The sequence below is a fragment of the Streptomyces sp. NPDC055749 genome, from assembly GCF_053617235.1.
In genome coordinates this window covers 178,196-201,861 of sequence record NZ_JBSHFH010000009.1, presented here as the reverse complement: position 1 = coordinate 201,861, position 23,666 = coordinate 178,196, and the positions used below count along the sequence as shown (strand labels likewise).

Genomic DNA, 23,666 nt, shown 5'->3' with positions numbered 1-23,666 from the left:
AGAGACTGGCTCGGGGTTATTTATCTGCCCCATTGCTCGGCGCCACTCGGCGTCTGTGGTATAGGGGTGCGGCGTCCCCCACGATACGGCGCAAACCGTCGCCCGCCACGCCCTGGGGCGCCGCGGCCGACTGTGAAGGTGATGCTTGGGGGCTGTGGGGTTCTCAGTCCTCGTCGGACTTGTTGAGAGCCTCCATGGCCCGCTCGGTCACGTCCGTGACCTTGCCGAGCGCGGAGATGGTGACCACCAGGCCCTGGGCCCTGTAGTAGTCGATGATCGGCTCGGTCTGCGTGTGGTAGACCTCGAGCCGGGTCCGAACCGTCTCCTCGCTGTCGTCGTCCCGCTGGTACAGCTCGCCGCCGCAGGTGTCGCAGACACCCTCGGTCTTCGGCGGGTTGTACGTCACGTGGAAGACGTGCGAGCCCTCGTTCCGGCAGATGCGGCGGCCGGCGATGCGCTTGACCACCTCGTCCTCGGGGACCTCGAGGTCCAGGACCGCGTCCAGCTCGGTGCCCTCGTCCTTGAGCATCCCGTCGAGAGCCTCGGCCTGCCCCACATTGCGGGGGAAGCCGTCGAGCAGGAAGCCGTTGACGGCGTCCGGCTGGGACATGCGGTCCTTGGCCATCCCGATGGTGACCTCGTCCGGCACCAGCTGACCGGCGTCCATGTAGGCGCGGGCCTGCTTGCCAAGGTCGGTGCCCTGGCTGATGTTGGCGCGGAAGAGGTCGCCCGTGGAGATCTGCGGAATCGACAGGTTCTGGGCAAGGTACGCAGCCTGCGTTCCCTTGCCGGCACCGGGCGGCCCGACGAGGACGATTCGCATCAGCGGAGGAACCCTTCGTAATTGCGCTGCTGGAGCTGACTCTCGATCTGCTTCACGGTTTCCAGACCCACACCCACGATGATCAGGATGCTTGTCCCGCCGAACGGGAAGTTCTGGTTGGCACCGCCGAAGCCCGCCAACGCCATCGTCGGCACGAGTGCGATCAGACCCAGATACAGCGAGCCCGGCCAAGTGATCCTGTTGAGCACGTAGCTCAGATACTCGGCGGTCGGGCGACCAGCCCGGATACCCGGGATGAAGCCACCATACTTCTTCATGTTGTCGGCGACTTCCTCGGGGTTGAACGAGATCGCCACATAGAAGAAGGCGAAGAACACGATCAACAGGAAGTACGTGACGATGTAGTACGGGTGGTCACCGCTGACGAAGTGGTCCTTAATCCATGTCGCCCAGCCCGAAGTGGAGTTGGAGAACTGGACGATCAGGGCCGGGATGTAGAGCAGCGAAGAAGCGAAGATGACGGGAATCACACCCGCCTGGTTCACCTTCAGCGGGATATACGTGGACGTACCGCCGTACGACCTGCGGCCGATCATGCGCTTCGCGTACTGAACCGGGATACGGCGCTGGGCCTGTTCGACGAAGACGACGAGCCCGACCATCACGAAGCCGATCAGGATGACCGTGATGAACTCGATCCAGCCGTCCGCGAGCTTGCCGCTGGTCTTGATGGCCCACAGGGCCCCGGGGAAGCTGGCGGCGATCGAGATGAACATCAGGATCGACATGCCGTTGCCGATGCCCTTGTCGGTGATGAGCTCACCGAGCCACATGACGGCGGCAGTTCCGGCGGTCATGGTGAGAACCATCACGACCGTTGTGAAGATCGACTGGTTCGGAACGATCTGGTCGGCGACAGGACAGCCGCTGAACAGAGCCCCGCTACGAGCGGTTGCCACCAGGCCGGTGCCCTGGAGGATGGCGAGCGCGACGGTCAGATAACGCGTGTACTGCGTGATCTTGCCCTGGCCCGACTGTCCCTCCTTCTTGAGGGCTTCGAGCCTGGGGATGACGACGGTCAGCAGCTGAAGAATGATGCTGGCCGTGATGTACGGCATGATGCCGAGCGCGAAGATCGTGATCTGCAGCAGTGCACCACCGCTGAACATGTTCACCAGGCCGAAGAGGCTGTTGTTGCCCTTGCTTGCCTGATCAACACAGGTCTGGACGTTCTCGTAGCTCACTCCCGGTACGGGGATGTGTGCCCCGAGACGGTAGAGCACGATGATGCCGAGCGTGAAGAACAGCTTCTTGCGCAGGTCGGGCGTCTTGAACGCCCGGGCGAACGCGGTGAGCACGGTGCCTCCTGCGACCCCCGCGCAATGCGTAGAGGTGACGGTCTTGAGGATCGACGATTAGGTAACAGTCAAAGGTCCCCGGGCGGACGCCCAGGGGGTTAGCACACAACAACGCTGGCCACCTTACCGGCGACCATGCCCCCCTAGGAACGACCAACCGGGGATGCCCCATATGAGAGGCATCCCCGGTCGGATGTTCAGGCCACCAGCTTGTCCGAGTTGTCTCAGACGAGCTCGGTGACAGTGCCGCCAGCAGCGGCAATCTTCTCCTTGGCGGAGCCGGAGACGGCGTCAACCGAAACCTGCAGTGCCACGGAGATCTCGCCCTGTCCGAGGACCTTGACGAGGTGGTTGTTGCGCACAGCGCCCTTGGCGACCAGATCGGCCACCGTGACCTCTCCACCCTCGGGGTAGAGCGTCGCGAGCTTGTCCAGGTTCACGACCTGGTACTCCGTGCGGAACGGGTTCTTGAAGCCCTTGAGCTTCGGGAGACGCATGTGGAGGGGCATCTGGCCACCCTCGAAGCGCTCCGGAACCTGGTAACGAGCCTTCGTACCCTTGGTACCACGGCCTGCGGTCTTACCCTTGGACGCCTCACCACGACCCACACGGGTCTTGGCGGTCTTGGCGCCCGGGGCAGGCCGGAGGTTGTGGGCCTTCAGCGGGCTGTTCTCCGCCATGTCAGTCAACCTCCTCAACCGTCACGAGGTGGCGGACGGTGTTAGCCATTCCGCGGAACTCGGGGCGGTCCTCCTTGACAACCGAGTCGTTCAGGCGCTTGAGCCCGAGCGAACGCAGGGTGTCGCGGTGGTTCTGCTTGCTGCCGATGTACGACTTCGTCTGCGTGATCTTGAGGCGAGCCATCACACACCTGCCGCGCGAGCACGGAGGAGAGCCGCGGGGGCGACGTCCTCGAGGGGCAGACCACGGCGAGCCGCGATCTCCTCGGGACGCTGCAGGCCCTGAAGGGCCGCCACGGTCGCGTGCACGATGTTGATCGGGTTCGAAGACCCGAGCGACTTCGACAGGATGTCGTGAACGCCGGCGCACTCCAGAACGGCGCGCACCGGGCCACCCGCGATCACACCGGTACCGGGGGAAGCAGGCTTGAGCAGAACGACGCCCGCAGCCTTCTCGCCCTGGATCGGGTGAGGAATGGTGCCCTGGATACGCGGAACCTTGAAGAAGCTCTTCTTGGCCTCTTCAACGCCCTTGGCGATGGCCGCGGGAACTTCCTTGGCCTTGCCGTATCCGACACCGACGGTGCCGTCACCATCGCCCACCACGACCAGCGCGGTGAAGCTGAAGCGACGACCACCCTTCACAACCTTGGCGACGCGGTTGATCGCGACGACGCGCTCGACGTACGCGGTCTTCTCGGCGGCGCTGGCGCCACCGTCACGGCCCTTCCGGTCCCGCCGCTCGCCGCCACCGGCACCGCTTCCGCGGCGCTGGGGTCCAGCCATTGGAATTACCTCTCTCTGTTACGGACGCTGTGCGTAGGAACCGGGGCTTAGAACTTCAGCCCGGCTTCACGGGCGGCGTCAGCCAGAGCGGCAATCCGCCCGGCGTACTGGTTACCACCGCGGTCAAACACGACGGCCTCGACGCCTGCGGCCTTGGCGCGCTCGGCGACCAGGGCCCCGACCTGCTTGGCCAGGGTGCTCTTGTCACCCTCGCCACCACGGATGGAAGCGTCCAGGGTCGATGCCGAGGCGAGCGTGTGGCCCGCGACGTCGTCGATGACCTGAGCCACCATGTGGCGGTTGGAACGCGTCACAACCAGGCGCGGCCGCTCCGGCGAACCGGAGATGTGCTTGCGGACGCGGATGTGGCGGCGCTTGAGGGCGGCACGCTTGTAGGCGTCACCCTTGGCGATCTTTACACCGTATGCCATGGCTTACTTACCCGCCTTTCCGACCTTGCGGCGGACAACCTCGCCGGCGTACTTGACGCCCTTGGCCTTGTACGGGTCCGGCTTCCGCAGCTTGCGGATCTTCGCGGAGACCTCGCCGACCTTCTGCTTGTCGATGCCCTCGACACTGAACTTCGTGGGCGACTCGACCTTGAAGGTGATGCCCTCAGGGGCCTCGATGAGAATCGAGTGGCTGTAGCCCAGGGCGAACTCCAGATTGGAGCCCTTCGCCTGGACTCGGTAACCGACACCGCTGATCTCGAGCGCCTTGCTGTATCCCGCGGTCACGCCGGTGATCATGTTCGCCACCAGCGTGCGGGACAGGCCGTGAAGGGCCTTGTTCTGACGCTCGTCGTTAGGGCGGACGACGTTGAGCACGCCGTCCTCACCCTTGGTGACCTCGATCGGCGCTGCGACGGTGTGCGAGAGGGTGCCCTTGGGGCCCTTCACCGCGACCGTGCGGCCATCGATGGTGACGTCCACACCGGCGGGAACCTGGATGGGGAGCTTGCCGATTCGCGACATGAGCTATTCCTCCGTTCCCGACTACCAGACGTAGGCGAGGACTTCCCCACCTACGCCCTTCTTGCTGGCCTGCTGGCCGGTCAGGAGACCGTGGGACGTGGAGATGATCGCCACGCCCAGGCCGCCGAGAACCTTCGGCAGGTTGGTGGACTTTGCGTACACACGCAGACCCGGCTTCGAGATTCGCTTGATGCCGGCGATCGAACGCTCGCGGTTGGGCCCGAACTTCAGCTCGAGGACGAGGTTCTTGCCGACCTCGGCGTCCTCGACCTTCCAGCCGGTGATGAAGCCCTCCTGCTGGAGGATCTCCGCGATGTGCGACTTGATCTTGCTGTGCGGCATTGCGACATCGTCGTGATACGCCGAGTTCGCGTTACGCAGACGCGTGAGCATGTCTGCGATGGGATCAGTCATGGTCATGAGTTGGCCTTCGGCCTCTCTCGCCGGGGTTTCCTGTATGCGCCATCCCTCTCCCCACTCAGTGGCGGGACGGGTGCGGTGCGGGGACCTACGGCGTAGTAAGTCGGTCTAGGGCGGCAGGCGCCCAACCCCACAAGCCTACGGCATGTAGGGAGGGGCTCCTGCCGACCAGATGCTTACCGAGAGTCTCCGGGTAATCCCAACGCCCAAAGGGCGAAGGAGAATTACCAGGAGCTCTTGGTCACGCCCGGCAGCTCGCCACGGTGAGCCATCTCACGAAGGCACACGCGGCACAGGCCGAACTTGCGGTACACGGAGTGGGGCCGGCCGCAGCGCTGGCAGCGGGTGTACCCGCGCACGCCGAACTTCGGCTTGCGGGCGGCCTTAGCGATCAGAGCCTTCTTCGCCACGGTCAGTTCTCCTTGAACGGGAAGCCGAGGTGACGAAGGAGGGCACGACCCTCGTCGTCGTTGGTCGCCGTGGTGACCACGGTGATGTCCATGCCCCGGACCCGGTCGATCTTGTCCTGGTCGATCTCGTGGAACATGACCTGCTCCGTGAGACCGAAGGTGTAGTTGCCACGGCCGTCGAACTGCTTCGGCGACAGGCCGCGGAAGTCACGGATACGCGGAAGCGCGAGCGACAGCGTACGGTCCAGGAACTCCCACATGCGGTCACCACGGAGGGTGACGTGGCAGCCGATCGGCTGCCCCTCGCGCAGCTTGAACTGCGCGATCGACTTGCGGGCCTTGGTGACGGCCGGCTTCTGACCGGTGATCGTGGTGAGGTCCTTGACGGCCCCGTCGATCAGCTTGGAGTCGCGGGCGGCGTCGCCCACACCCATGTTGACCACGATCTTGACCAGACCGGGAACCTGCATGACGTTCTCGTAGGAGAACTCCTCACGCAGCTTGCCGGCGATTTCCTCGCGGTAGCGCGTCTTGAGACGCGGCGCTGTGGTGGTAGTCATCAGATGTCCTCACCGGTGCGCTTGGCAACGCGGATCTTGTTGCCCTCGTCGTCAAAGCGGTAGCCGACGCGAGTAACGACCTTGTTGCCGTCCTTCTCAACAACCAGCTGCACGTTGCTGACGTGGACCGGAGCCTCGGTCGTCACAATGCCACCGGTCTGCGAACCGCGAGCGGTCTGACCGGCCTTCGTGTGCTTCTTGACCCGGTTGACACCCTCGACGAGGACGCGGTCCTGAGCAGGGTAGGCAACGATGACCTTGCCCTGCTTGCCCTTGTCCTTACCGGTGATGACCTGAACCAGGTCGCCCTTCTTGATCTTCATGCTTACAGCACCTCCGGCGCGAGCGAGATGATCTTCATGAACTTCTTCTCGCGCAGCTCTCGGCCCACCGGGCCGAAGATACGGGTGCCGCGGGGGTCGCCGTCGTTCTTCAGAATGACGGCAGCGTTCTCGTCGAAGCGGATGTACGAGCCATCCTGACGACGACGCTCCTTGACGGTGCGAACGATGACGGCCTTGACGACGTCACCCTTCTTCACGTTGCCACCGGGGATTGCGTCCTTGACGGTGGCGACGATGACGTCACCGATGCCCGCGTAGCGGCGACCCGAGCCACCGAGAACACGGATGGTGAGAATTTCCTTCGCACCCGTGTTGTCGGCGACGCGAAGTCGCGACTCCTGCTGGATCACGTCTATCTCCTGATCGTCTGCCGGTTCCCGGCGGGGGCCACTCCGTTATGGAGCGGACCCCCACCGAGCCTGGCGGAACTGTCCTGAGGGGAAACCCCCTCAGGGATTACTTGGCCTTCTCGAGGATCTCGACGATGCGCCACCGCTTCGACGCGGACAGCGGCCGCGTCTCCATGATGACAACACGGTCGCCGACGCCGGCAGAGTTCTGCTCGTCGTGGGCCTTGAGCTTGTTGGTACGGCGGATGACCTTGCCGTACAGCGCGTGCTTGACGCGGTCCTCGACAGCGACGACGACGGTCTTGTCCATCTTGTCGCTGACGACGAGACCCTCACGGGTCTTGCGGAAACCGCGCTGCTCAGTCGTCTCAGTCACATTCTTCTCGCTCATCAGACGCTCTCCACCGTCTCGATGCCGAGCTCGCGCTCGCGCATCAGGGTGTAGATCCGGGCGATGTCCTTACGGACGGACTTGAGCCGACCGTGGTTCTCGAGCTGGCCCGTCGCCGCCTGGAAGCGGAGGTTGAACAGCTCTTCCTTGGCCTCGCGGAGCTTGTTGAGGAGCTCCTCGTTGCCCAGTTCGCGCAGCTCGGACGCCTTGGTACCGGCCGACATCACGACTCACCTGCCTCGCGCCGAACGATCCGGCACTTCATCGGAAGCTTGTGAGCAGCGCGGGTAAGCGCCTCACGAGCAATCTTCTCGTTCGGGTAGGACAGCTCGAACATCACCCGACCGGGCTTGACGTTCGCGATCCACCACTCGGGAGAACCCTTACCGGAACCCATGCGGGTCTCGGCAGGCTTCTTCGTCAGGGGGCGGTCCGGATAAATGTTGATCCAGACCTTTCCGCCACGCTTGATGTGGCGGGTCATCGCGATACGAGCGGCCTCGATCTGGCGGTTCGTCACGTACGCCGGGGACAGCGCCTGGATGCCGTACTCGCCGAACGCAACCTGCGTGCCACCCTTGGACATACCGCTGCGCTTCGGGTGGTGCTGCTTGCGGTGCTTGACCCTACGGGGGATCAGCATTTCGGTCAGGCCTCCGTTCCGGTGCTCTCAGCCGGAGCAGCGGCGACGGGAGCGTCGGCCTTGGGGGCCTCCGCTGCCGGCGCGGACTGCTGCGGCTTGCGGCCTCCGCGACCGCCACGCTCGCCACCGCGGCCACCACCACGGGCCGGGCGGTCGCCAGCGCCGCCACCACCGCGGGCCGGGCGGTTACCCGCACGGGCCGCAGCGTTCTCGGCGCGGACCTCGGCGATGTTCTTGACGTCGCCCTTGTAGATCCAGACCTTCACACCGATACGGCCGAAGGTCGTCTTGGCCTCGAAGAAGCCGTAGTCCACGTTCGCGCGGAGCGTGTGCAGGGGCACGCGGCCCTCGCGGTAGAACTCCGAGCGGGACATCTCGGCGCCGCCGAGGCGACCGCCGCACTGGATCTTGATGCCCTTGGCGCCGGCCTTCATCGTGCTCTGCATGCTCTTACGCATCGCACGACGGAAGGAGACGCGGGAGGAGAGCTGCTCGGCGACGGCCTGGGCCACCAGCTGAGCGTCAACCTCGGGGTTCTTGACCTCGAGGATGTTCAGCTGGACCTGCTTGCCGGTCAGCTTCTCCAGCTCGCCACGGATGCGGTCGGCCTCGGCGCCACGGCGACCGATGACGATGCCCGGGCGGGCGGTGTGGATGTCGACGCGGACGCGGTCGCGGGTGCGCTCGATCTCAACCTTCGAGATACCGGCACGCTCCATGCCCTTCGTCATCATGCGACGAATGGCAACGTCTTCCTTGACGTAGTCCTTGTACAGCTTGTCGGCGTACCAACGGGACTTGAAGTCCGTGGTAATGCCGAGCCGGAACCCATGCGGGTTAACCTTCTGGCCCATTACCGGGTTCCTTCCTTGCTGCTGACGACCACGGTGATGTGGCTGGTCCGCTTACGGATCCGGTAGGCACGGCCCTGAGCACGCGGACGGAACCGCTTCAGGGTCGGGCCCTCGTCCACGTACGCCTCGCTGATGACCAGCGAAGAGGCGTCGGTGTGGTCGTAGTTGTGTGCAGCGTTGGCAATGGCGCTGTCAAGCACCTTGCCAACCGGCACGCTCGCGGCCTGCGGGGCGAAACGCAGGACCGCCTGAGCCTCCGTGGCATCCATGCCACGGATGAGGTCCACCACTCGGCGGGCCTTCATGGGCGTGACGCGGATGTACCGCGCCTGGGCCCTGGCTTCCATGGTTGTCCCTTCGGTGTAAGTCATAGTCGTTTCCACCCCGCGCTTAGCGGCGCTTCGACTTCCGGTCGTCCTTGACGTGGCCGCGGAAGGTGCGAGTCGGCGAGAACTCGCCGAGCTTGTGGCCGACCATCGACTCGGTGACGAACACCGGGACATGGATCTTGCCGTTGTGCACCGCGATGGTGTGGCCCAGCATTGCCGGGACGATCATCGAGCGACGGGACCAGGTCTTGATGACGTTCTTGGTGCCTGCCTCGTTCTGTACGTCCACCTTCTTGATGAGGTGGCCGTCGACGAAGGGCCCCTTCTTGAGACTGCGCGGCATCTAAACCCGCTCCTAGCGCTTCTTGTTCGTCTTGCGGCGGCGGACGATGTACTTGTTCGATGCCTTCTTCGGCGAACGAGTACGACCTTCCTTCTGACCCCACGGCGAGACCGGGTGACGTCCACCGGAGGTCTTGCCTTCACCACCACCGTGCGGGTGGTCAACCGGGTTCATCGCGACACCGCGGACGGTCGGGCGAACGCCCTTCCAGCGCATACGGCCGGCCTTGCCCCAGTTGATGTTCGACTGCTCGGCGTTGCCGACCTCACCGATGGTGGCGCGGCAGCGGGCGTCGACCAGGCGGATCTCACCGGAAGGCATACGAAGGTGGGCCATGGTGCCCTCCTTCGCCAGCAGCTGCACGGAGGCACCCGCGGAACGGGCGAACTTCGCGCCGCCGCCGGGCCGCAGCTCGATGGCGTGGATGGTCGTACCGACCGGGATGTTGCGCAGCGCCAGGTTGTTACCGGGCTTGATGTCTGCGGTCGGACCGTTCTCGACACGGTCACCCTGCGACAGGCCACGGGGAGCGACGATGTAACGCTTCTCGCCGTCCGCGTAGTGCAGCAGCGCGATGCGCGCGGTGCGGTTCGGGTCGTACTCGATGTGCGCGACCTTGGCCGGCACGCCGTCCTTGTCGTGACGACGGAAGTCGATCACTCGGTAGGCGCGCTTGTGGCCACCGCCCTGGTGGCGAACGGTCACACGACCGGCGTTGTTACGGCCGCCCTTGCTGTGCAGGGGGCGGACCAGCGACTTCTCCGGCGTGGACCGCGTGATCTCGACAAAGTCGGCGACGCTGGAGCCACGACGGCCCGGGGTCGTCGGCTTGTACTTGCGGATTCCCATTTCTCAGTCCTCGTCCGATTCCGGACGATCCAGACCGCCGTTAGGCGGTCGGACCGCCGAAGATGTCGATACGGTCGCCCTCGGCAAGGGTCACGATGGCGCGCTTGGTGTCAGCGCGCTTGCCGAAGCCGGTCTTGGTGCGCTTGCGCTTACCCTGCCGGTTGATCGTGTTGACCCCGGTGACCTTGACCGAGAAGACCGCTTCCACGGCCTGCTTGATCTGGGTCTTGTTGGAGCCGGGCGCGACGATGAACGTGTACTTGTTCTCGTCGAGCAGCGCGTAGCTCTTCTCGGAGACAACCGGCTTGACGAGAACGTCACGCGGGTCCGAGTAGGTCTTGCTCGTGATGGTCGAGCTGGTAACGGTCGCCTCGCTCATCAGGCGTCGCTCCCTTCGGTCTCAGCGGTCTGGGGGCCAGACACGAAGGACTCGAAAGCGGCCTGGGTGAAGACCACGTCGTCAGAGACGATCACGTCGTACGTGTTCAGCTGGCCCGGCTCCAGGATGTGCACCTGGGGCAGGTTGCGTGCGGACAGCCACGCGGCCTCGTCGGCGCGGTCGACGACCAGGAGCAGGTTGGAGCGCTCCGAGATCTTGCCGAGCAGCGTCTTGGCGGCCTTCGTGGAAACTCCACCCTCGACCACGCCGGTGACGACGTGGATACGGGAGTGACGCGCCCGGTCGGAGAGGGCACCGCGCAGGGCGGCGGCCTTCATCTTCTTCGGGGTGCGCTGCGAGTAGTCGCGCGGCTGCGGGCCGTGGACGACGCCACCGCCTGCGAACTGCGGCGCACGGGTCGAACCCTGGCGCGCGCGGCCGGTGCCCTTCTGGCGGTAAGGCTTGCGGCCACCACCACGGACTTCGCCGCGACGCTTGGTCTTGTGCGTGCCCTGACGGGCAGCTGCCAGCTGTGCGACAACGACCTGGTGGATCAGCGGAACGCTGGTCTTCGCGTCGAAGATCTCCGCGGGGAGCTCGACGGTACCGGCCTTGTCGCCTGCCGGCGAAAGGATGTCAATGGTGCTCATTACCTCAAGCCCCCTTGGCCGCGGTACGGACCAGGACGAGGCCGCCGTTCGGACCGGGGACTGCGCCCTTGATGAGGAGCAGACCCTTCTCCGCGTCAACCGCGTGGATGGTCAGGTTCTGGGTGGTGACGCGCTCGTTACCCATCCGGCCGGCCATGCGCATGCCCTTGAAGACACGCCCAGGGGTGGCGCAGCCACCGATCGAACCGGGGGAACGGTGCTTGCGCTGGACGCCGTGACCGGCGCCGAGGCCCTTGAAGTTGTGACGCTTCATGACACCGGCGAAGCCCTTGCCCTTGCTCTTGCCCGTGACGTCAACCTTGACGCCGGACTCGAACACCTCGGCAGTGATCTCCTGGCCCAGCGTGTACTCGCTGGAGTCAGGGGTGCGGAGCTCCACCAGGTGGCGGCGGGGGGTCACGTCGGCCTTGGCGAAGTGGCCCTTGAGGGGCTTGTTCACCTTGCGCGGGTCGATCTCGCCGAAGGCGATCTGGACCGACTCGTAGCCGTCGCTGTCGTTCGTACGAACCTGCGTCACGACGCACGGCCCGGCCTTGACGACGGTCACCGGGACAACCCGGTTGTTCTCGTCCCAGACCTGGGTCATACCGAGCTTCTCGCCCAGGACGCCCTTGATGTTCTTGCTCATCTCGGCCCGTCCCCTCAGAGCTTGATCTCGATGTCGACGCCAGCCGGCAGGTCGAGGCGCATCAGCGAGTCAACCGTCTTCGGCGTGGGGTCGAGAATGTCGATGAGGCGCTTGTGGGTGCGCATCTCGAAGTGCTCGCGAGAGTCCTTGTACTTGTGCGGCGACTTGATGACGCAGTACACGTTCTTCTCAGTGGGCAGCGGCACCGGGCCCGCGACCGACGCACCAGTGCGGGTCACCGTCTCGACGATCTTCTTCGCCGAGGAATCGATGACCTCGTGGTCGTAGGCCTTGAGCCGGATGCGGATCTTCTGTCCCGCCATGGCTACTAGTAGTCCTGTCTCTCATAACGCTCTGGAACCCGGGGGTTCTCGTAACTCCGTCTCCGACCCACGCGGTCGGGCGTGTCGCATCCCCTCTACGAAGATCTCCCGAAGGATTTCCCAACCAAGGGGGTGCGGGCCTTAGACCTCGCGACCGGGGGCGGAACACCCACCGGGTGCCTGGCCGGCGCCCTGCTGAACTTCCCGAAAGATTCCCGTACGTCCGACCCGCATGGGGTCGACGAGTACCGTGGGACTCGCTTCCGGTCCTCCCGGCGGGAGGCGCGCAACATTGACACTCAACCGAGCAACCTGGTCAGTGTGCCATACGGGGCGTGAGCCTGGCCAATCGGGCGGAGGATCTTACCCCCCGTGCCCGGATGGTCAAACGCGGGCCGTTCCCGCCGCCGCCTCCGCGTCCTCGTGATCCGCCCACTCCCGGCCTGAGCCGGGCAACCCTTACGCCCCCGCGTCCGTCTATCCCCTCGCAGGACCGGCCCGACCCGCCGTGACCTGCGTCGAAGCAGTGGTACGCAGCCCAGGGCACCCCATACGCCCGCTGCGGGGGAAGCGGAACGCGAAGGGTGCGCGGCGTGACGGATCGACCTGCTCTGCCCACAGTCGGAGTACGGCGGCGGACGGCGGTGATTGCGGCCACCGGTCTTGTGGCGCTCACCGCCTGTTCCGTACCGGCCCCCCGGCGCCGGAACCCGATGCCGAATCCGGCTCCGGGTTTCCCGATCAGCACATCCGGGCGGGCCCGGCTGATGCAGATCCTCGCCCACCCGGACGACGACCTGTACTTCATGAACCCGGACGCCCGCCAGACCCTCGACTCCGGGACGCCCCTGGTCTGCGTCTACCTCACAGCGGGCGAGGCCGACGGCGTCAACAGGATCCCCGGTGGGCCCCGCCCGGCCGCGGACAGGTCCGCGTACTCCTCCGCACGCCACCAGGGACTCCGGCAGGCGTACGCCACCCTGCTCGGCCTCGACAGGTTCACCCCCTGGCAGCGCTCCGTGGCGACCCTGCACGGGCACCACCGGGCCGAGACCGACGTCCTCGTCGACGGCGGCCGCCGGGTCGAGCTGATCTTCCTCAACACCGCCATGCACACCTCGTACCGACGGCTCGGACTGCCGAGCCTCTGGCGCGACCGGCACCGCGTCCTGCGTACCGTCGTCGCGGACAACTCCCCTCTGCACAGGGCGGGTTCGTATACGTACGAGGGTCTCGTCGACGTACTCACGGGGCTGCTGGAGCAGTACCGGCCGACGGTCGTCCACACCCTGGACCCCGATCCGGACATCCAGCACAGCACCGAGGCGGTCCGCCGGCGGGACAGCGAGCAGCGGGGGTACTCCGACCACGCCGACCACACCGCGGCGGCCTGCTTCGCCTGGGCGGCCATGATCCGCTGGGCGGCCCGCTCGACCGGGAGCGGCAGTACCGTGCCCGCCTTCGTGGCCACCTCGTTCCGGGGCTACTACAACCGCCACTGGCCGAAGAACCTGCCGCCCGCCGTGCTCGCGCGGAAGGCGGGCCACCTCGTCCCGTACGGCGGCTCCCCCGACTGGGAGTGCGGCAACCCGGGGGGCTGCGGGGACTACAACGTGGGCGGCGACCGGCCGCTGACCAACAGGAAGGGCTGGGTCCGCTCCACCCACCACCGCTACCCGGGAGCCAGGACCGCCCTCGCCGCCGAGCCGGACGGGCGGCTCGTCGCGTACGGGGTGCTGGGGCTGCGGGCGGTCCGGTGGATCGAGAGCGCGCCGGGCAGCGGGAGCTGGGACGAGCCCGAGGACCTCGGCGGCGGCCCGCTCGCCCCCGTACTCGGTTCGGCGGCCCTCTCCGACGGCCGGCAGCTGCTGTTCGGGCTGCGCTTCGCCGCTCTCGGCGGGCACGGCAGTGACAACGAGCGCGAGATCGTGCTGCTGGAGCAGCGCTCCCCCGGCGGCGGTTTCCGGCCCTGGCGGGGTCTCGGCAATCCGGCCCACGGCCAGGACCACGGGCGCCGGATCGGCATCCCGGTCGCTCTCGCCTCCCCCGACGGACGCGTCCATCTCTTCGTACGGAACGCCGAGGGCGGGCTCAGTACGCGGGTGCGGGCCACGTCGGGGCGGTGGAGCGGGTGGCGTGACACCGGTGGCGGGCAGGTGCAGGACGGCTTCGGGACCGCGGTCGACGGGCAGGGCCGCGTCCATGTCTTCGCGGCGGGCCATCACGCGGTGCACCACTGGACGCAGGACGCACCGGGCGAGCCGCTGACCGCCCGCACCCAGTTCGACGGGCCGCCCGTGCCCGGTGTGGCGCCTGCCGCGCTCACGGCCGCTGACGGGTCGGTGGAGGTGTACTACCGCGCGCAGGCGGAGCCCGGACTGACGGTCGTGCGTCCGGGAGGCGTCGTTGAGCGGGACGACTTCGACGGGTACGGGCCCGTCGGCGTCTCACCCTCCCCGCTCGGCCCGGTGCTGCTCGGCCGCACGGCGGAGGGCCTGGTCCAGCTCCGTACCGGCAGGGGACTCCACGTACGGACCCGGGGGCCGGCGGCCCTGGACGGGACCGCGCTCCACATCGGCGCCGACGGCAGGCCGGCCGTGGTGGGCCTGGGGTCGGACGCGGTGCCCTGGATCTGGCGGCCGTAGACACCGCACATTCCGTAGACACCGCACATGAAGAAGGGCCCCGGTCCACCGCTTGCGCGGCGGGCCGGGGCCCTTCTCGGTGCTCTGTGCGGAGCAACCAGGTCAGACAGTCAAGTAATTACTTGACGATCGAGGTGACCTGGCCGGCGCCCACGGTCCGGCCACCCTCACGGATGGCGAACTTCAGGCCCTCTTCCATGGCGACGGGCTGGATCAGCGAGACGTTCATGAGGGTGTTGTCGCCCGGCATGACCATCTCGGTGCCCTCGGGAAGGGTCACAACGCCCGTTACGTCCGTGGTACGGAAGTAGAACTGCGGGCGGTAGTTGTTGAAGAACGGGGTGTGACGGCCACCCTCGTCCTTCGACAGGATGTAGGACTGCGCCACGAACTCGGTGTGAGGCGTGACCGAACCCGGCTTGATGATGACCTGGCCGCGCTCGACGTCCTCGCGCTTGATGCCACGGAGAAGCAGACCGACGTTCTCACCGGCCTGGCCCTCGTCGAGCAGCTTGCGGAACATCTCGATACCGGTGACCGTGGTGGTGACCTTCTCGGTCTTGATACCGACGATGTCGACGGTCTCGTTGACCTTGAGGACACCACGCTCGATACGACCGGTGACGACGGTGCCACGACCGGTGATCGTGAAGACGTCCTCGATCGGCATGAGGAACGGCTTCTCGACGTCACGCTCGGGCTGCGGGATCGACTCGTCGACGGCCTTCATCAGGTCGAGGACGGTCTGGCCCCACTCCTTGTCGCCCTCAAGAGCCTTGAGCGCCGAGACCTTGACGACCGGAAGGTCGTCGCCCGGGAACTCGTACTCGGAGAGGAGCTCACGAACCTCGAGCTCGACGAGCTCCAGGATCTCCTCGTCGTCCACCATGTCGGCCTTGTTCAGCGCGACGACGATGTAGGGGACGCCGACCTGGCGGGCCAGGAGCACGTGCTCCTTGGTCTGCGGCATCGGGCCGTCGGTGGCGGCAACCACGAGGATCGCGCCGTCCATCTGCGCGGCACCCGTGATCATGTTCTTGATGTAGTCGGCGTGACCCGGGCAGTCGACGTGCGCGTAGTGACGCGACTCCGTCTGGTACTCGACGTGCGCGATGGAGATGGTGATACCACGCTGGCGCTCTTCCGGCGCCTTGTCGATCTGGTCGAAGGCCGAGGCCTCGTTCAGGTCCGGGTACGCGTCGTGCAGCACCTTGGTAATGGCGGCCGTGAGGGTCGTCTTACCGTGGTCGATGTGACCGATGGTGCCGATGTTGACGTGCGGCTTAGTCCGCTCGAACTTTGCCTTCGCCACTGGGGTCCTCCTGAGTGGTTCTGTACGCCTTGCTTCATCGGCGCCAGGTGATCTTTGCTGGGATGCCGGGGCCCGGGGGCATTCGCCGCATCGCTCGCGCGTCGCGTCAAATGCCCCACCGGGCTCCGGTGATAAGCCTAAAGCGTCAACTCGGGAGAGTTACTCGCCCTTGGCCTTCGCGATGATCTCCTCGGCGACGTTCCGCGGAACCTCGGCGTAGGAGTCGAACTGCATCGAGTAGCTTGCGCGACCCGAGGTCTTGCTGCGGAGGTCTCCGACGTAGCCGAACATCTCCGAGAGGGGCACGAGGCCCTTCACGACGCGAGCGCCGCTGCGCTCCTCCATGGCCTGGATCTGGCCACGGCGGGAGTTGAGGTCGCCGATCACGTCACCCATGTAGTCCTCGGGCGTGGTGACCTCGACGGCCATCATCGGCTCAAGAAGTACGGGGGACGCCTTGCGAGCACCCTCCTTGAACGCCTGCGAACCGGCGATCTTGAAGGCGAGCTCGGAGGAGTCGACCTCGTGGTAACCACCGTCGAGAAGGGTGACGCGGACGCCGACCATCTCGTAACCGGCCAGGATGCCGAACTGCATGGCTTCCTGGGCACCCGCGTCCACCGAGGGAATGTACTCACGGGGGATGCGGCCACCGGTGACCTTGTTGACGAACTCGTAGGACGAGTCGCCACCCTCGATGGGCTCGAGGGCGATCTGCACCTTCGCGAACTGGCCGGTACCACCAGTCTGCTTCTTGTGCGTGTAGTCAATGCGCTCGACGGTCTTGCGAATCGTCTCGCGGTAAGCGACCTGCGGCTTGCCGACATTCGCCTCGACGCGGAACTCGCGCCTCATGCGGTCGACGAGCACCTCGAGGTGAAGCTCGCCCATACCACCGATGATGGTCTGGCCGGTCTCCTCGTCGGAGTGCACCTGGAAGGAGGGGTCCTCCTCCGAGAGGCGCTGGATGGCGACACCCAGCTTCTCCTGGTCACCCTTGGACTTGGGCTCGATGGCGACCTGAATGACCGGCGCCGGGAAGTCCATGGACTCCAGGATGACCGGGCTCTTGTCGTCACACAGCGTCTCACCGGTGGTGGTCTGCTTCAGGCCCATGACGGCGACGATGTCACCGGCGCCCACCGAGGGGATCTCCTCACGCTTGTTCGCGTGCATACGGTAGATCTTCCCGATGCGCTCCTTCTTGCCCTTGACCGAGTTCAGCACCGCGGTGCCGGCCTCGAGGCGACCGGAGTAGATCCGGACGAAGGTGAGCTTGCCCAGGTGCGGGTCGCTCGCGATCTTGAACGCCAGGCCGGAGAACGGCTCGTCGTCCGACGGCTGACGCTTGACGACCTTCTCCGGGTCCTTGACGTCGTGGCCCTCAATGGCCTCGACGTCCAGGGGGGAAGGCAGGTAGCGGACGACCGCGTCGAGCAGGGGCTGGACGCCCTTGTTCTTGAACGCCGTGCCACAGAACACCGGGGTGACGGTGACGGAGTCGGCCGAACCCTTCGACGCGAGGGTGATACGGCGGATCGCCGCGTAGAGCTGGTCCACGGAAGGCTCGACGCCCTCCAGGTACAGCTCCATCATCTCGTCGTCGTTCTCGGAGACGGCCTCGAGCAGCTTGCCGCGCCACTCCTCGGCTGCCTCGACGTGGGTGTCCGGGATGTCGACGGTGTCGTACATCTCGCCCTTGGCGGCCTCTTCCGACCAGACAAAGGCCTTCATCGTCACGAGGTCGACGACACCCTTGAAGTCGGCTTCGGCGCCGATGGGAAGCTGCATGACCAGCGGAACCGCACCGAGGCGGTCGATGATCATGTCGACGCAGCGGTGGAACTCGGCACCGGTGCGGTCGAGCTTGTTGACGAAGCAGATACGCGGCACGCCGTAGCGGTCCGCCTGACGCCAGACAGTCTCGGACTGGGGCTCGACGCCCGCCACACCGTCGAACACGGTGACGGCACCGTCGAGGACGCGGAGCGAACGCTCCACCTCGACGGTGAAGTCGACGTGACCGGGGGTGTCAATGATGTTGATCGTGTGATCAACCTCATTGAGCGGCCAGTGACAGGTCGTCGCGGCAGACGTGATCGTGATGCCGCGCTCCTGCTCCTGCTCCATCCAGTCCATCGTGGCTGCGCCGTCGTGGACTTCACCGATCTTGTAGCTCACACCGGTGTAGAAGAGGATCCGCTCGGTGGTGGTCGTCTTGCCCGCGTCGATGTGGGCCATGATCCCAATGTTGCGGACCTTGGCCAGGTCAAGCGAAGTGGTGGCCATAAGGCTCAATCTTCTCTCGGTCTCGATGGGGTAAGCGACTACCAGCGGTAGTGCGCGAAGGCCTTGTTCGACTCGGCCATCTTGTGGGTGTCCTCGCGCTTCTTGACGGCAGCGCCAAGACCGTTGGAGGCGTCGAGCAGCTCGTTCATGAGGCGCTCGGTCATCGTCTTCTCGCGACGGGCGCGGGAGTAACCCACGATCCAGCGCAGCGAGAGGGTGGCGGCGCGACCGGGCTTGACCTCGATCGGCACCTGGTAGGTGGCGCCACCGACACGGCGGGACTTGACCTCGAGCGAGGGCTTGACGTTCTCAAGCGCGCGCTTCAGCGTGATGACCGGGTCAGCGCCGGTCTTCTCGCGGAGGCCTTCCATGGCGCCGTACACGATCCGCTCGGCGGTGGAACGCTTGCCGTCGAGGAGGATCTTGTTGATCAGCGAGGTGACAAGAGGAGAGCTGTAGACCGGGTCAATGATGACCGGGCGCTTCGGGGCGGGGCCCTTACGAGGCATTCTTACTTCTCCTTCTTGGCGCCGTAGCGGCTTCGGGCCTGCTTGCGGTTCTTGACACCCTGGGTGTCGAGCGAGCCGCGGATGATCTTGTAGCGAACACCCGGCAGGTCCTTCACACGGCCACCACGCACGAGCACGATGGAGTGCTCCTGCAGGTTGTGTCCCTCACCCGGGATGTAGGCCGTGACCTCGATACCGGAGGTCAGACGCACACGCGCGACCTTACGGAGCGCCGAGTTCGGCTTCTTCGGGGTGGTCGTGAACACACGCGTGCAGACACCACGACGCTGGGGCGAACCCTCGAGCGCGGGTGTCTTGTTCTTCTCGACCTTGTCCTGCCGGCCCTTCCGGACCAGCTGCTGGATCGTAGGCACTACTTCTCCGGTTTCTGTGTGCCGTTCGTTGAAACTAACCTGGAACCCACCGACCCACGCGGTCGGGTGTGTCGAATACTGCGCACTCCCGCCCGAGAGCAGGAAAAGCGCTGATTGCGGTGGCCACTTACGGACTCGCCATGCGGTTGAGGACACGCACCCGAGCCCAGGCACACCCCAGGCACAAGGCTTGAGCGTACCTACCTCACGGACTCCGGTCAAAACAAATGCTGTCCACCACAGCGAACCGGCGCGCGGCCGGTCCCGTACGGGCTCCGCAGCACCACTCCCCCGCACTCCGGGCACCTGCCCGCCCGACCTCACGGCCGCGACCTCGCACAGGACCGGCAGGAGGCCGTCACGGTGGTACGCCGCCACGCGCCGGCCCCGGATACGCCGGAGGGCGGCCACCCCGTACGCAACGGAGTGACCGCCCTCCGGTCGTCGAACGACCTGCCTACTGGTTGTACGGACCGTAGTCGTAGTCCTCCAGCGGAACGGCCTGGCCGGAGCCCGTGCCGAACGGCGAGTAGTCGATGTCGTCGTAGCCGACGGCCGAGTACATCGCGGCCTTGGCTTCCTCGGTCGGCTCGACCCGGATGTTGCGGTAGCGGGACAGACCCGTACCGGCCGGGATGAGCTTACCGATGATGACGTTCTCCTTGAGGCCGATCAGGGAGTCCGACTTGGCGTTGATCGCCGCGTCGGTCAGGACCCTGGTCGTCTCCTGGAAGGACGCCGCCGACAGCCACGACTCGGTGGCGAGCGAGGCCTTGGTGATACCCATCAGCTGCGGACGGCCGGAGGCGGGGTGACCGCCCTCGGTGACCACACGACGGTTCTCGACCTCGAACTTCGACCGCTCGACCAGCTCGCCCGGCAGCAGCTCCGCGTCGCCGGACTCGATGATCGTCACACGGCGCAGCATCTGCCGGATGATGATCTCGATGTGCTTGTCGTGGATCGACACGCCCTGCGAGTTGTAGACCTTCTGGACTTCGCCGACCAGGTGGACCTGGACCGCGCGCTGACCGAGGATCCGCAGCACGTCGTGCGGGTTGGTGGCACCGACGGTGAGCTTCTGGCCCACCTCGACCGGGTCGCCCTCGCCCACCAGGAGACGGGCACGCTTGGAGATCGGGAACGCCGTCTCCTCGCTGCCGTCGTCCGGGGTGACGACGAGCTTCTTGGTCTTCTCGGTCTCCTCGATACGGACGCGGCCCTTCGCCTCCGAGATCGGGGCGACACCCTTGGGCGTACGCGCCTCGAAGAGCTCGACGACACGCGGCAGACCCTGCGTGATGTCGTCACCGGCCACACCACCGGTGTGGAAGGTACGCATCGTCAGCTGGGTACCGGGCTCACCGATGGACTGGGCGGCGATGATGCCGACCGCCTCACCGATGTCGACCAGCTTGCCGGTGGCGAGCGAGCGTCCGTAGCAGAAGGCACAGGTGCCGACCGCGGACTCACAGGTCAGGACCGAGCGGGTCTTGACCTCCTCGACGCCGGCGCCCACGAGGGCGTCGATCAGGACGTCACCGAGGTCGACGTTGGCAGGCGCGATGACCTTGCCGTCGACGACGACGTCCTCGGCGAGCATGCGGGCGTAGACCGAGGTCTCGACGTCGTCCGTCTTGCGGAGCACGCCGTCGGCACCCTTGACCGCGATCTTCAGCTTGAGGCCACGGTCGGTGCCGCAGTCCTCTTCACGGATGATCACGTCCTGCGAGACGTCCACCAGACGACGGGTCAGGTAACCCGAGTCGGCGGTACGCAGGGCGGTGTCCGCCAGACCCTTACGGGCACCGTGCGTGGAGATGAAGTACTCCAGAACGGTGAGGCCCTCACGGAAGGACGCCTTGATGGGACGAGGAATCGTCTCGTTCTTGGCGTTGGACACCAGACCACGCATACCGGCGATCTGACGCATCTGCATCATGTTTCCTCGGGCACCCGAGTCAACCATCATGAAGATGGGGTTCGTCTTGGGGAAGTTCGCGTTCATCGCCTCGGCAACCTCGTTGGTCGCCTTGGTCCAGATCGCGATGAGCTCCTGCGTGCGCTCGTCCTTGGTGATCAGACCGCGCTCGTACTGCTTCTGGACCTTCTCGTCCTGGTCCTCGTAGCCCTTGACGATGGCCTTCTTGGCCTCGGGGACGACGATGTCCGAAACGGCGACGGTGACGCCGGAACGGGTGGCCCAGTGGAAGCCCGCCGCCTTCAGGTTGTCGAGCGTCGCCGCCACGATGACCTTGGGGTAGCGCTCGGCGAGGTCGTTGACGATCTCGGAGAGCTGCTTCTTGCCGACGGAGTAGTCGACGAACGGGTAGTCCTCGGGCAGCAGCTCGTTGAAGAGCGCGCGGCCCAGGGTCGTCCGCAGCCGGAAGGTGTCACCTGGCTGGTACTCGGGCTCGCCCTCCTCGGCGACCGGCGGCACCCAGCCACGCGGCGGGATGGTGCCCACCGGGAAGCGGATGTCGACGGGCGACTGGAGCGCCAGCTCGCCGGCGTCGAACGCCATGATCGCCTCGGCCGTGGAGCCGAACGCGCGGCCCTCGCCCTTGGTGTCACGGAGTTCACCGTCGGTGGTCAGGAAGAACAGACCCAGCACCATGTCCTGGGTCGGCATCGTGACCGGACGGCCGTCTGCCGGCTTCAGGATGTTGTTCGAGGACAGCATCAGGATGCGGGCCTCGGCCTGCGCCTCCGCGGAGAGCGGAAGGTGCACGGCCATCTGGTCACCGTCGAAGTCCGCGTTGAACGCGGTGCAGACGAGCGGGTGGATCTGGATGGCCTTGCCCTCGACCAGCTGGGGCTCGAAGGCCTGGATGCCGAGGCGGTGCAGCGTCGGCGCACGGTTCAGGAGAACCGGGTGCTCGGCGATGACCTCTTCCAGGACGTCGTACACGACCGTGCGGCCACGCTCGACCATGCGCTTCGCGCTCTTGATGTTCTGCGCGTGGTTCAGGTCGACCAGGCGCTTCATCACGAACGGCTTGAAGAGCTCCAGCGCCATGGCCTTGGGAAGACCGCACTGGTGCAGCTTCAGCTGCGGGCCGACGACGATCACGGAACGCGCGGAGTAGTCCACACGCTTACCGAGAAGGTTCTGACGGAATCGGCCCTGCTTGCCCTTGAGCATGTCGCTCAGGGACTTCAGCGGGCGGTTACCGGGACCGGTGACCGGGCGACCGCGGCGGCCGTTGTCGAACAGCGCGTCGACGGCCTCCTGCAGCATCCGCTTCTCGTTGTTCACGATGATCTCGGGGGCACCGAGGTCAAGGAGACGCTTGAGGCGGTTGTTGCGGTTGATCACACGGCGGTACAGGTCGTTCAGGTCGGAGGTCGCGAAGCGGCCACCGTCCAGCTGCACCATCGGACGCAGGTCCGGCGGGATGACCGGCACGCAGTCGAGCACCATGCCCTTGGGCTTGTTGCTGGTCTGCAGGAACGCGGAGACGACCTTGAGGCGCTTGAGCGCACGGGTCTTCTTCTGGCCCTTGCCGGTACGGATGATCTCGCGGAGGCGCTCGGCCTCCTCGTCGAGGTCGAACGACTCGAGGCGCTTCTGCAGAGCAGCGGCACCCATGCAGCCGTCGAAGTACGTGCCGAAGCGGTCACGCAGTTCGCGGTAGAGCAGCTCGTCGCCCTCGAGGTCCTGGACCTTGAGGTTCTTGAAGCGGCTCCACACCTCGTCGAGGCGGTCGATCTCGCGCTGCGCACGGTCGCGCAGCTGCTTCATCTCACGCTCGGCACCTTCGCGCACCTTGCGGCGTACGTCGGCCTTGGCGCCCTCGGCCTCGAGCTCGGCCAGGTCGGTCTCGAGCTTCTTGGCGCGGTTCTCCAGGTCGGAGTCGCGACGGTTCTCGACCTGCTGACGCTCGACGGAGACGTGCGCCTCCAGCGAGGGCAGGTCACGCGTGCGGCGCTCTTCGTCCACGAACGTGATCATGTACGCAGCGAAGTAGATGACCTTCTCGAGGTCCTTCGGAGCGAGATCCAGCAGGTAGCCGAGGCGCGACGGGACGCCCTTGAAGTACCAGATGTGGGTGACGGGAGCGGCAAGCTCGATGTGGCCCATCCGCTCACGACGCACCTTGGCGCGAGTGACCTCGACGCCGCAGCGCTCACAGATGATGCCCTTGAAGCGGACACGCTTGTACTTGCCGCAGTAGCACTCCCAGTCCCGGGTCGGACCGAAGATCTTCTCGCAGAAGAGTCCGTCCTTTTCGGGCTTGAGCGTGCGGTAGTTGATGGTCTCCGGCTTCTTCACTTCGCCGTGCGACCAGGTCCGGATGTCGTCCGCGGTGGCAAGGCCGATCCGCAGCTCGTCGAAGAAGTTGACGTCGAGCACTTGTCGTCAATCCCTCTTTCAGGGTCGAGCCCCTCGCGTCAGCGAGACGATGGGGCGCTTCAGCATGGTCTGAACGGTCCGGGGCGGCCGGGGCCTCACGAGGA

29 protein-coding genes are annotated in these 23,666 nt (G+C 65.9%); 1 reads left to right on the top strand and 28 read right to left on the bottom strand.

Annotated elements, in window-relative coordinates:
* Positions 1–163: 163 nt before the first annotated feature.
* From ACWGO0_RS09900 to rpsJ, 23 genes are all read right to left on the bottom strand, one after another.
* Positions 164–823, bottom strand: a complete 660-nt coding sequence (locus ACWGO0_RS09900) for an adenylate kinase (RefSeq protein WP_453530700.1) — start codon at positions 821–823, stop codon at positions 164–166.
* Complete coding sequence (gene secY, locus ACWGO0_RS09895) at positions 823–2,142, bottom strand: preprotein translocase subunit SecY (RefSeq protein ID WP_453530697.1); 1,320 nt, start codon at positions 2,140–2,142, stop codon at positions 823–825. The genes ACWGO0_RS09900 and secY overlap by 1 nt, the downstream gene beginning before the upstream one ends.
* A gap of 224 nt (positions 2,143–2,366) precedes the next feature.
* Positions 2,367–2,822: a 50S ribosomal protein L15 gene (gene rplO, locus ACWGO0_RS09890; protein WP_014047794.1), complete on the bottom strand. Its 456-nt coding sequence runs from the start codon at positions 2,820–2,822 to the stop codon at positions 2,367–2,369.
* A gap of 1 nt (position 2,823) precedes the next feature.
* Positions 2,824–3,006 carry a 50S ribosomal protein L30 gene (gene rpmD / locus ACWGO0_RS09885; protein ID WP_015610734.1) on the bottom strand — a complete coding sequence of 61 codons (183 nt, stop codon included), beginning with the start codon at positions 3,004–3,006 and terminating at the stop codon, positions 2,824–2,826.
* Positions 3,006–3,608, bottom strand: a complete 603-nt coding sequence (gene rpsE, locus ACWGO0_RS09880) for a 30S ribosomal protein S5 (RefSeq protein ID WP_173315042.1) — start codon at positions 3,606–3,608, stop codon at positions 3,006–3,008. The genes rpmD and rpsE overlap by 1 nt, the downstream gene beginning before the upstream one ends.
* 47 nt (positions 3,609–3,655) lie before the next feature.
* Positions 3,656–4,039 (bottom strand): 50S ribosomal protein L18, encoded by a 384-nt coding sequence (gene rplR, locus ACWGO0_RS09875; protein WP_328905327.1) that lies wholly within the window; start codon positions 4,037–4,039, stop codon positions 3,656–3,658.
* Positions 4,040–4,042: 3 nt separating this feature from the next.
* Entirely contained in the window at positions 4,043–4,582 is a 540-nt protein-coding gene (rplF, locus tag ACWGO0_RS09870) for a 50S ribosomal protein L6 (RefSeq protein ID WP_073718381.1), read from the bottom strand.
* A gap of 21 nt (positions 4,583–4,603) precedes the next feature.
* The gene (gene rpsH / locus ACWGO0_RS09865) at positions 4,604–5,002 is read right to left on the bottom strand and encodes a 30S ribosomal protein S8 (protein WP_028439249.1); all 399 of its coding nucleotides are present in this window, start codon (positions 5,000–5,002) and stop codon (positions 4,604–4,606) included.
* A 224-nt stretch (positions 5,003–5,226) separates the two neighbouring features.
* Entirely contained in the window at positions 5,227–5,412 is a 186-nt protein-coding gene (locus ACWGO0_RS09860) for a type Z 30S ribosomal protein S14 (protein ID WP_003948630.1), read from the bottom strand.
* Positions 5,413–5,414: 2 nt separating this feature from the next.
* Positions 5,415–5,972, bottom strand: a complete 558-nt coding sequence (gene rplE / locus ACWGO0_RS09855; RefSeq protein WP_073718383.1) for a 50S ribosomal protein L5 — start codon at positions 5,970–5,972, stop codon at positions 5,415–5,417.
* A complete protein-coding gene (rplX, locus tag ACWGO0_RS09850) occupies positions 5,972–6,295 on the bottom strand; it encodes a 50S ribosomal protein L24 (RefSeq protein WP_018550616.1) in 324 nt (107 codons plus the stop codon). Before rplX ends, rplE begins: the two co-directional genes overlap by 1 nt.
* A gap of 2 nt (positions 6,296–6,297) precedes the next feature.
* Complete coding sequence (gene rplN, locus ACWGO0_RS09845) at positions 6,298–6,666, bottom strand: 50S ribosomal protein L14 (RefSeq protein ID WP_003966950.1); 369 nt, start codon at positions 6,664–6,666, stop codon at positions 6,298–6,300.
* Positions 6,667–6,772: 106 nt separating this feature from the next.
* Positions 6,773–7,057, bottom strand: coding sequence for a 30S ribosomal protein S17 (gene rpsQ / locus ACWGO0_RS09840; RefSeq protein WP_453530689.1), 285 nt, complete (start codon positions 7,055–7,057; stop codon positions 6,773–6,775).
* Positions 7,057–7,281, bottom strand: coding sequence for a 50S ribosomal protein L29 (gene rpmC, locus ACWGO0_RS09835; RefSeq protein WP_014047786.1), 225 nt, complete (start codon positions 7,279–7,281; stop codon positions 7,057–7,059). The genes rpsQ and rpmC overlap by 1 nt, the downstream gene beginning before the upstream one ends.
* Positions 7,281–7,700, bottom strand: coding sequence for a 50S ribosomal protein L16 (gene rplP, locus ACWGO0_RS09830; RefSeq protein ID WP_014154587.1), 420 nt, complete (start codon positions 7,698–7,700; stop codon positions 7,281–7,283). Before rplP ends, rpmC begins: the two co-directional genes overlap by 1 nt.
* Before the next feature lie 5 nt (positions 7,701–7,705).
* A complete protein-coding gene (gene rpsC / locus ACWGO0_RS09825; protein WP_453530684.1) occupies positions 7,706–8,554 on the bottom strand; it encodes a 30S ribosomal protein S3 in 849 nt (282 codons plus the stop codon).
* Entirely contained in the window at positions 8,554–8,901 is a 348-nt protein-coding gene (gene rplV / locus ACWGO0_RS09820; RefSeq protein ID WP_004571827.1) for a 50S ribosomal protein L22, read from the bottom strand. The genes rpsC and rplV overlap by 1 nt, the downstream gene beginning before the upstream one ends.
* 43 nt (positions 8,902–8,944) lie before the next feature.
* Complete coding sequence (gene rpsS / locus ACWGO0_RS09815) at positions 8,945–9,226, bottom strand: 30S ribosomal protein S19 (RefSeq protein WP_003966956.1); 282 nt, start codon at positions 9,224–9,226, stop codon at positions 8,945–8,947.
* A gap of 12 nt (positions 9,227–9,238) precedes the next feature.
* The gene (gene rplB / locus ACWGO0_RS09810) at positions 9,239–10,075 is read right to left on the bottom strand and encodes a 50S ribosomal protein L2 (protein WP_003966957.1); all 837 of its coding nucleotides are present in this window, start codon (positions 10,073–10,075) and stop codon (positions 9,239–9,241) included.
* Between the two features lie 40 nt (positions 10,076–10,115).
* Positions 10,116–10,454, bottom strand: a complete 339-nt coding sequence (gene rplW / locus ACWGO0_RS09805; protein ID WP_328905323.1) for a 50S ribosomal protein L23 — start codon at positions 10,452–10,454, stop codon at positions 10,116–10,118.
* The gene (gene rplD, locus ACWGO0_RS09800; protein WP_453530680.1) at positions 10,454–11,104 is read right to left on the bottom strand and encodes a 50S ribosomal protein L4; all 651 of its coding nucleotides are present in this window, start codon (positions 11,102–11,104) and stop codon (positions 10,454–10,456) included. The genes rplW and rplD overlap by 1 nt, the downstream gene beginning before the upstream one ends.
* 4 nt (positions 11,105–11,108) lie before the next feature.
* A complete protein-coding gene (rplC, locus tag ACWGO0_RS09795) occupies positions 11,109–11,753 on the bottom strand; it encodes a 50S ribosomal protein L3 (RefSeq protein WP_328905321.1) in 645 nt (214 codons plus the stop codon).
* A 14-nt stretch (positions 11,754–11,767) separates the two neighbouring features.
* Complete coding sequence (gene rpsJ, locus ACWGO0_RS09790; RefSeq protein ID WP_003948644.1) at positions 11,768–12,076, bottom strand: 30S ribosomal protein S10; 309 nt, start codon at positions 12,074–12,076, stop codon at positions 11,768–11,770.
* A 593-nt stretch (positions 12,077–12,669) separates the two neighbouring features.
* On the opposite strand from rpsJ, the gene ACWGO0_RS09785 reads away from it, so the two are divergent.
* Complete coding sequence (locus ACWGO0_RS09785) at positions 12,670–14,721, top strand: PIG-L family deacetylase (RefSeq protein WP_453530677.1); 2,052 nt, start codon at positions 12,670–12,672, stop codon at positions 14,719–14,721.
* 118 nt (positions 14,722–14,839) lie between these two features.
* Here ACWGO0_RS09785 and tuf read toward each other — a convergent pair whose 3' ends face one another.
* The 5 genes from tuf to ACWGO0_RS09760 all read right to left on the bottom strand — a co-directional run bounded on the left by tuf (position 14,840) and on the right by ACWGO0_RS09760 (position 23,562).
* Complete coding sequence (gene tuf / locus ACWGO0_RS09780) at positions 14,840–16,033, bottom strand: elongation factor Tu (protein ID WP_453530674.1); 1,194 nt, start codon at positions 16,031–16,033, stop codon at positions 14,840–14,842.
* A 159-nt stretch (positions 16,034–16,192) separates the two neighbouring features.
* Positions 16,193–18,322, bottom strand: coding sequence for an elongation factor G (gene fusA / locus ACWGO0_RS09775; protein ID WP_328905318.1), 2,130 nt, complete (start codon positions 18,320–18,322; stop codon positions 16,193–16,195).
* 38 nt (positions 18,323–18,360) lie between these two features.
* On the bottom strand, positions 18,361–18,831 hold the full coding sequence (gene rpsG, locus ACWGO0_RS09770) for a 30S ribosomal protein S7 (protein WP_014154599.1): 471 nt from the start codon (positions 18,829–18,831) through the stop codon (positions 18,361–18,363).
* A 2-nt stretch (positions 18,832–18,833) separates the two neighbouring features.
* Complete coding sequence (rpsL, locus tag ACWGO0_RS09765; RefSeq protein WP_003948652.1) at positions 18,834–19,205, bottom strand: 30S ribosomal protein S12; 372 nt, start codon at positions 19,203–19,205, stop codon at positions 18,834–18,836.
* Positions 19,206–19,662: 457 nt separating this feature from the next.
* On the bottom strand, positions 19,663–23,562 hold the full coding sequence (locus ACWGO0_RS09760) for a DNA-directed RNA polymerase subunit beta' (RefSeq protein ID WP_453530669.1): 3,900 nt from the start codon (positions 23,560–23,562) through the stop codon (positions 19,663–19,665).
* Between the last annotated feature and the right edge of the window lie 104 nt (positions 23,563–23,666).

Bases quoted from the DNA above. Each gene is read 5' to 3' on its own strand.
- ACWGO0_RS09900 (WP_453530700.1), bottom strand. From the start codon at position 823: ATGCGAATCGTCCTCGTCGGGCCGCCCGGTGCCGGCAAGGGAACGCAG.
- rplO (WP_014047794.1), bottom strand. From the start codon at position 2,822: ATGGCGGAGAACAGCCCGCTGAAGGCCCACAACCTCCGGCCTGCCCCG.
- rpmD (WP_015610734.1), bottom strand. From the start codon at position 3,006: ATGGCTCGCCTCAAGATCACGCAGACGAAGTCGTACATCGGCAGCAAG.
- rpsE (WP_173315042.1), bottom strand. From the start codon at position 3,608: ATGGCTGGACCCCAGCGCCGCGGAAGCGGTGCCGGTGGCGGCGAGCGG.
- rplR (WP_328905327.1), bottom strand. From the start codon at position 4,039: ATGGCATACGGTGTAAAGATCGCCAAGGGTGACGCCTACAAGCGTGCC.
- rplF (WP_073718381.1), bottom strand. From the start codon at position 4,582: ATGTCGCGAATCGGCAAGCTCCCCATCCAGGTTCCCGCCGGTGTGGAC.
- rpsH (WP_028439249.1), bottom strand. From the start codon at position 5,002: ATGACCATGACTGATCCCATCGCAGACATGCTCACGCGTCTGCGTAAC.
- rplE (WP_073718383.1), bottom strand. From the start codon at position 5,972: ATGACTACCACCACAGCGCCGCGTCTCAAGACGCGCTACCGCGAGGAA.
- rplX (WP_018550616.1), bottom strand. From the start codon at position 6,295: ATGAAGATCAAGAAGGGCGACCTGGTTCAGGTCATCACCGGTAAGGAC.
- rpsQ (WP_453530689.1), bottom strand. From the start codon at position 7,057: ATGAGCGAGAAGAATGTGACTGAGACGACTGAGCAGCGCGGTTTCCGC.
- rpmC (WP_014047786.1), bottom strand. From the start codon at position 7,281: ATGTCGGCCGGTACCAAGGCGTCCGAGCTGCGCGAACTGGGCAACGAG.
- rplP (WP_014154587.1), bottom strand. From the start codon at position 7,700: ATGCTGATCCCCCGTAGGGTCAAGCACCGCAAGCAGCACCACCCGAAG.
- rpsC (WP_453530684.1), bottom strand. From the start codon at position 8,554: ATGGGCCAGAAGGTTAACCCGCATGGGTTCCGGCTCGGCATTACCACG.
- rplV (WP_004571827.1), bottom strand. From the start codon at position 8,901: ATGGAAGCCAGGGCCCAGGCGCGGTACATCCGCGTCACGCCCATGAAG.
- rpsS (WP_003966956.1), bottom strand. From the start codon at position 9,226: ATGCCGCGCAGTCTCAAGAAGGGGCCCTTCGTCGACGGCCACCTCATC.
- rplB (WP_003966957.1), bottom strand. From the start codon at position 10,075: ATGGGAATCCGCAAGTACAAGCCGACGACCCCGGGCCGTCGTGGCTCC.
- rplW (WP_328905323.1), bottom strand. From the start codon at position 10,454: ATGAGCGAGGCGACCGTTACCAGCTCGACCATCACGAGCAAGACCTAC.
- rplD (WP_453530680.1), bottom strand. From the start codon at position 11,104: ATGAGCACCATTGACATCCTTTCGCCGGCAGGCGACAAGGCCGGTACC.
- rplC (WP_328905321.1), bottom strand. From the start codon at position 11,753: ATGAGCAAGAACATCAAGGGCGTCCTGGGCGAGAAGCTCGGTATGACC.
- rpsJ (WP_003948644.1), bottom strand. From the start codon at position 12,076: ATGGCGGGACAGAAGATCCGCATCCGGCTCAAGGCCTACGACCACGAG.
- fusA (WP_328905318.1), bottom strand. From the start codon at position 18,322: ATGGCCACCACTTCGCTTGACCTGGCCAAGGTCCGCAACATTGGGATC.
- rpsG (WP_014154599.1), bottom strand. From the start codon at position 18,831: ATGCCTCGTAAGGGCCCCGCCCCGAAGCGCCCGGTCATCATTGACCCG.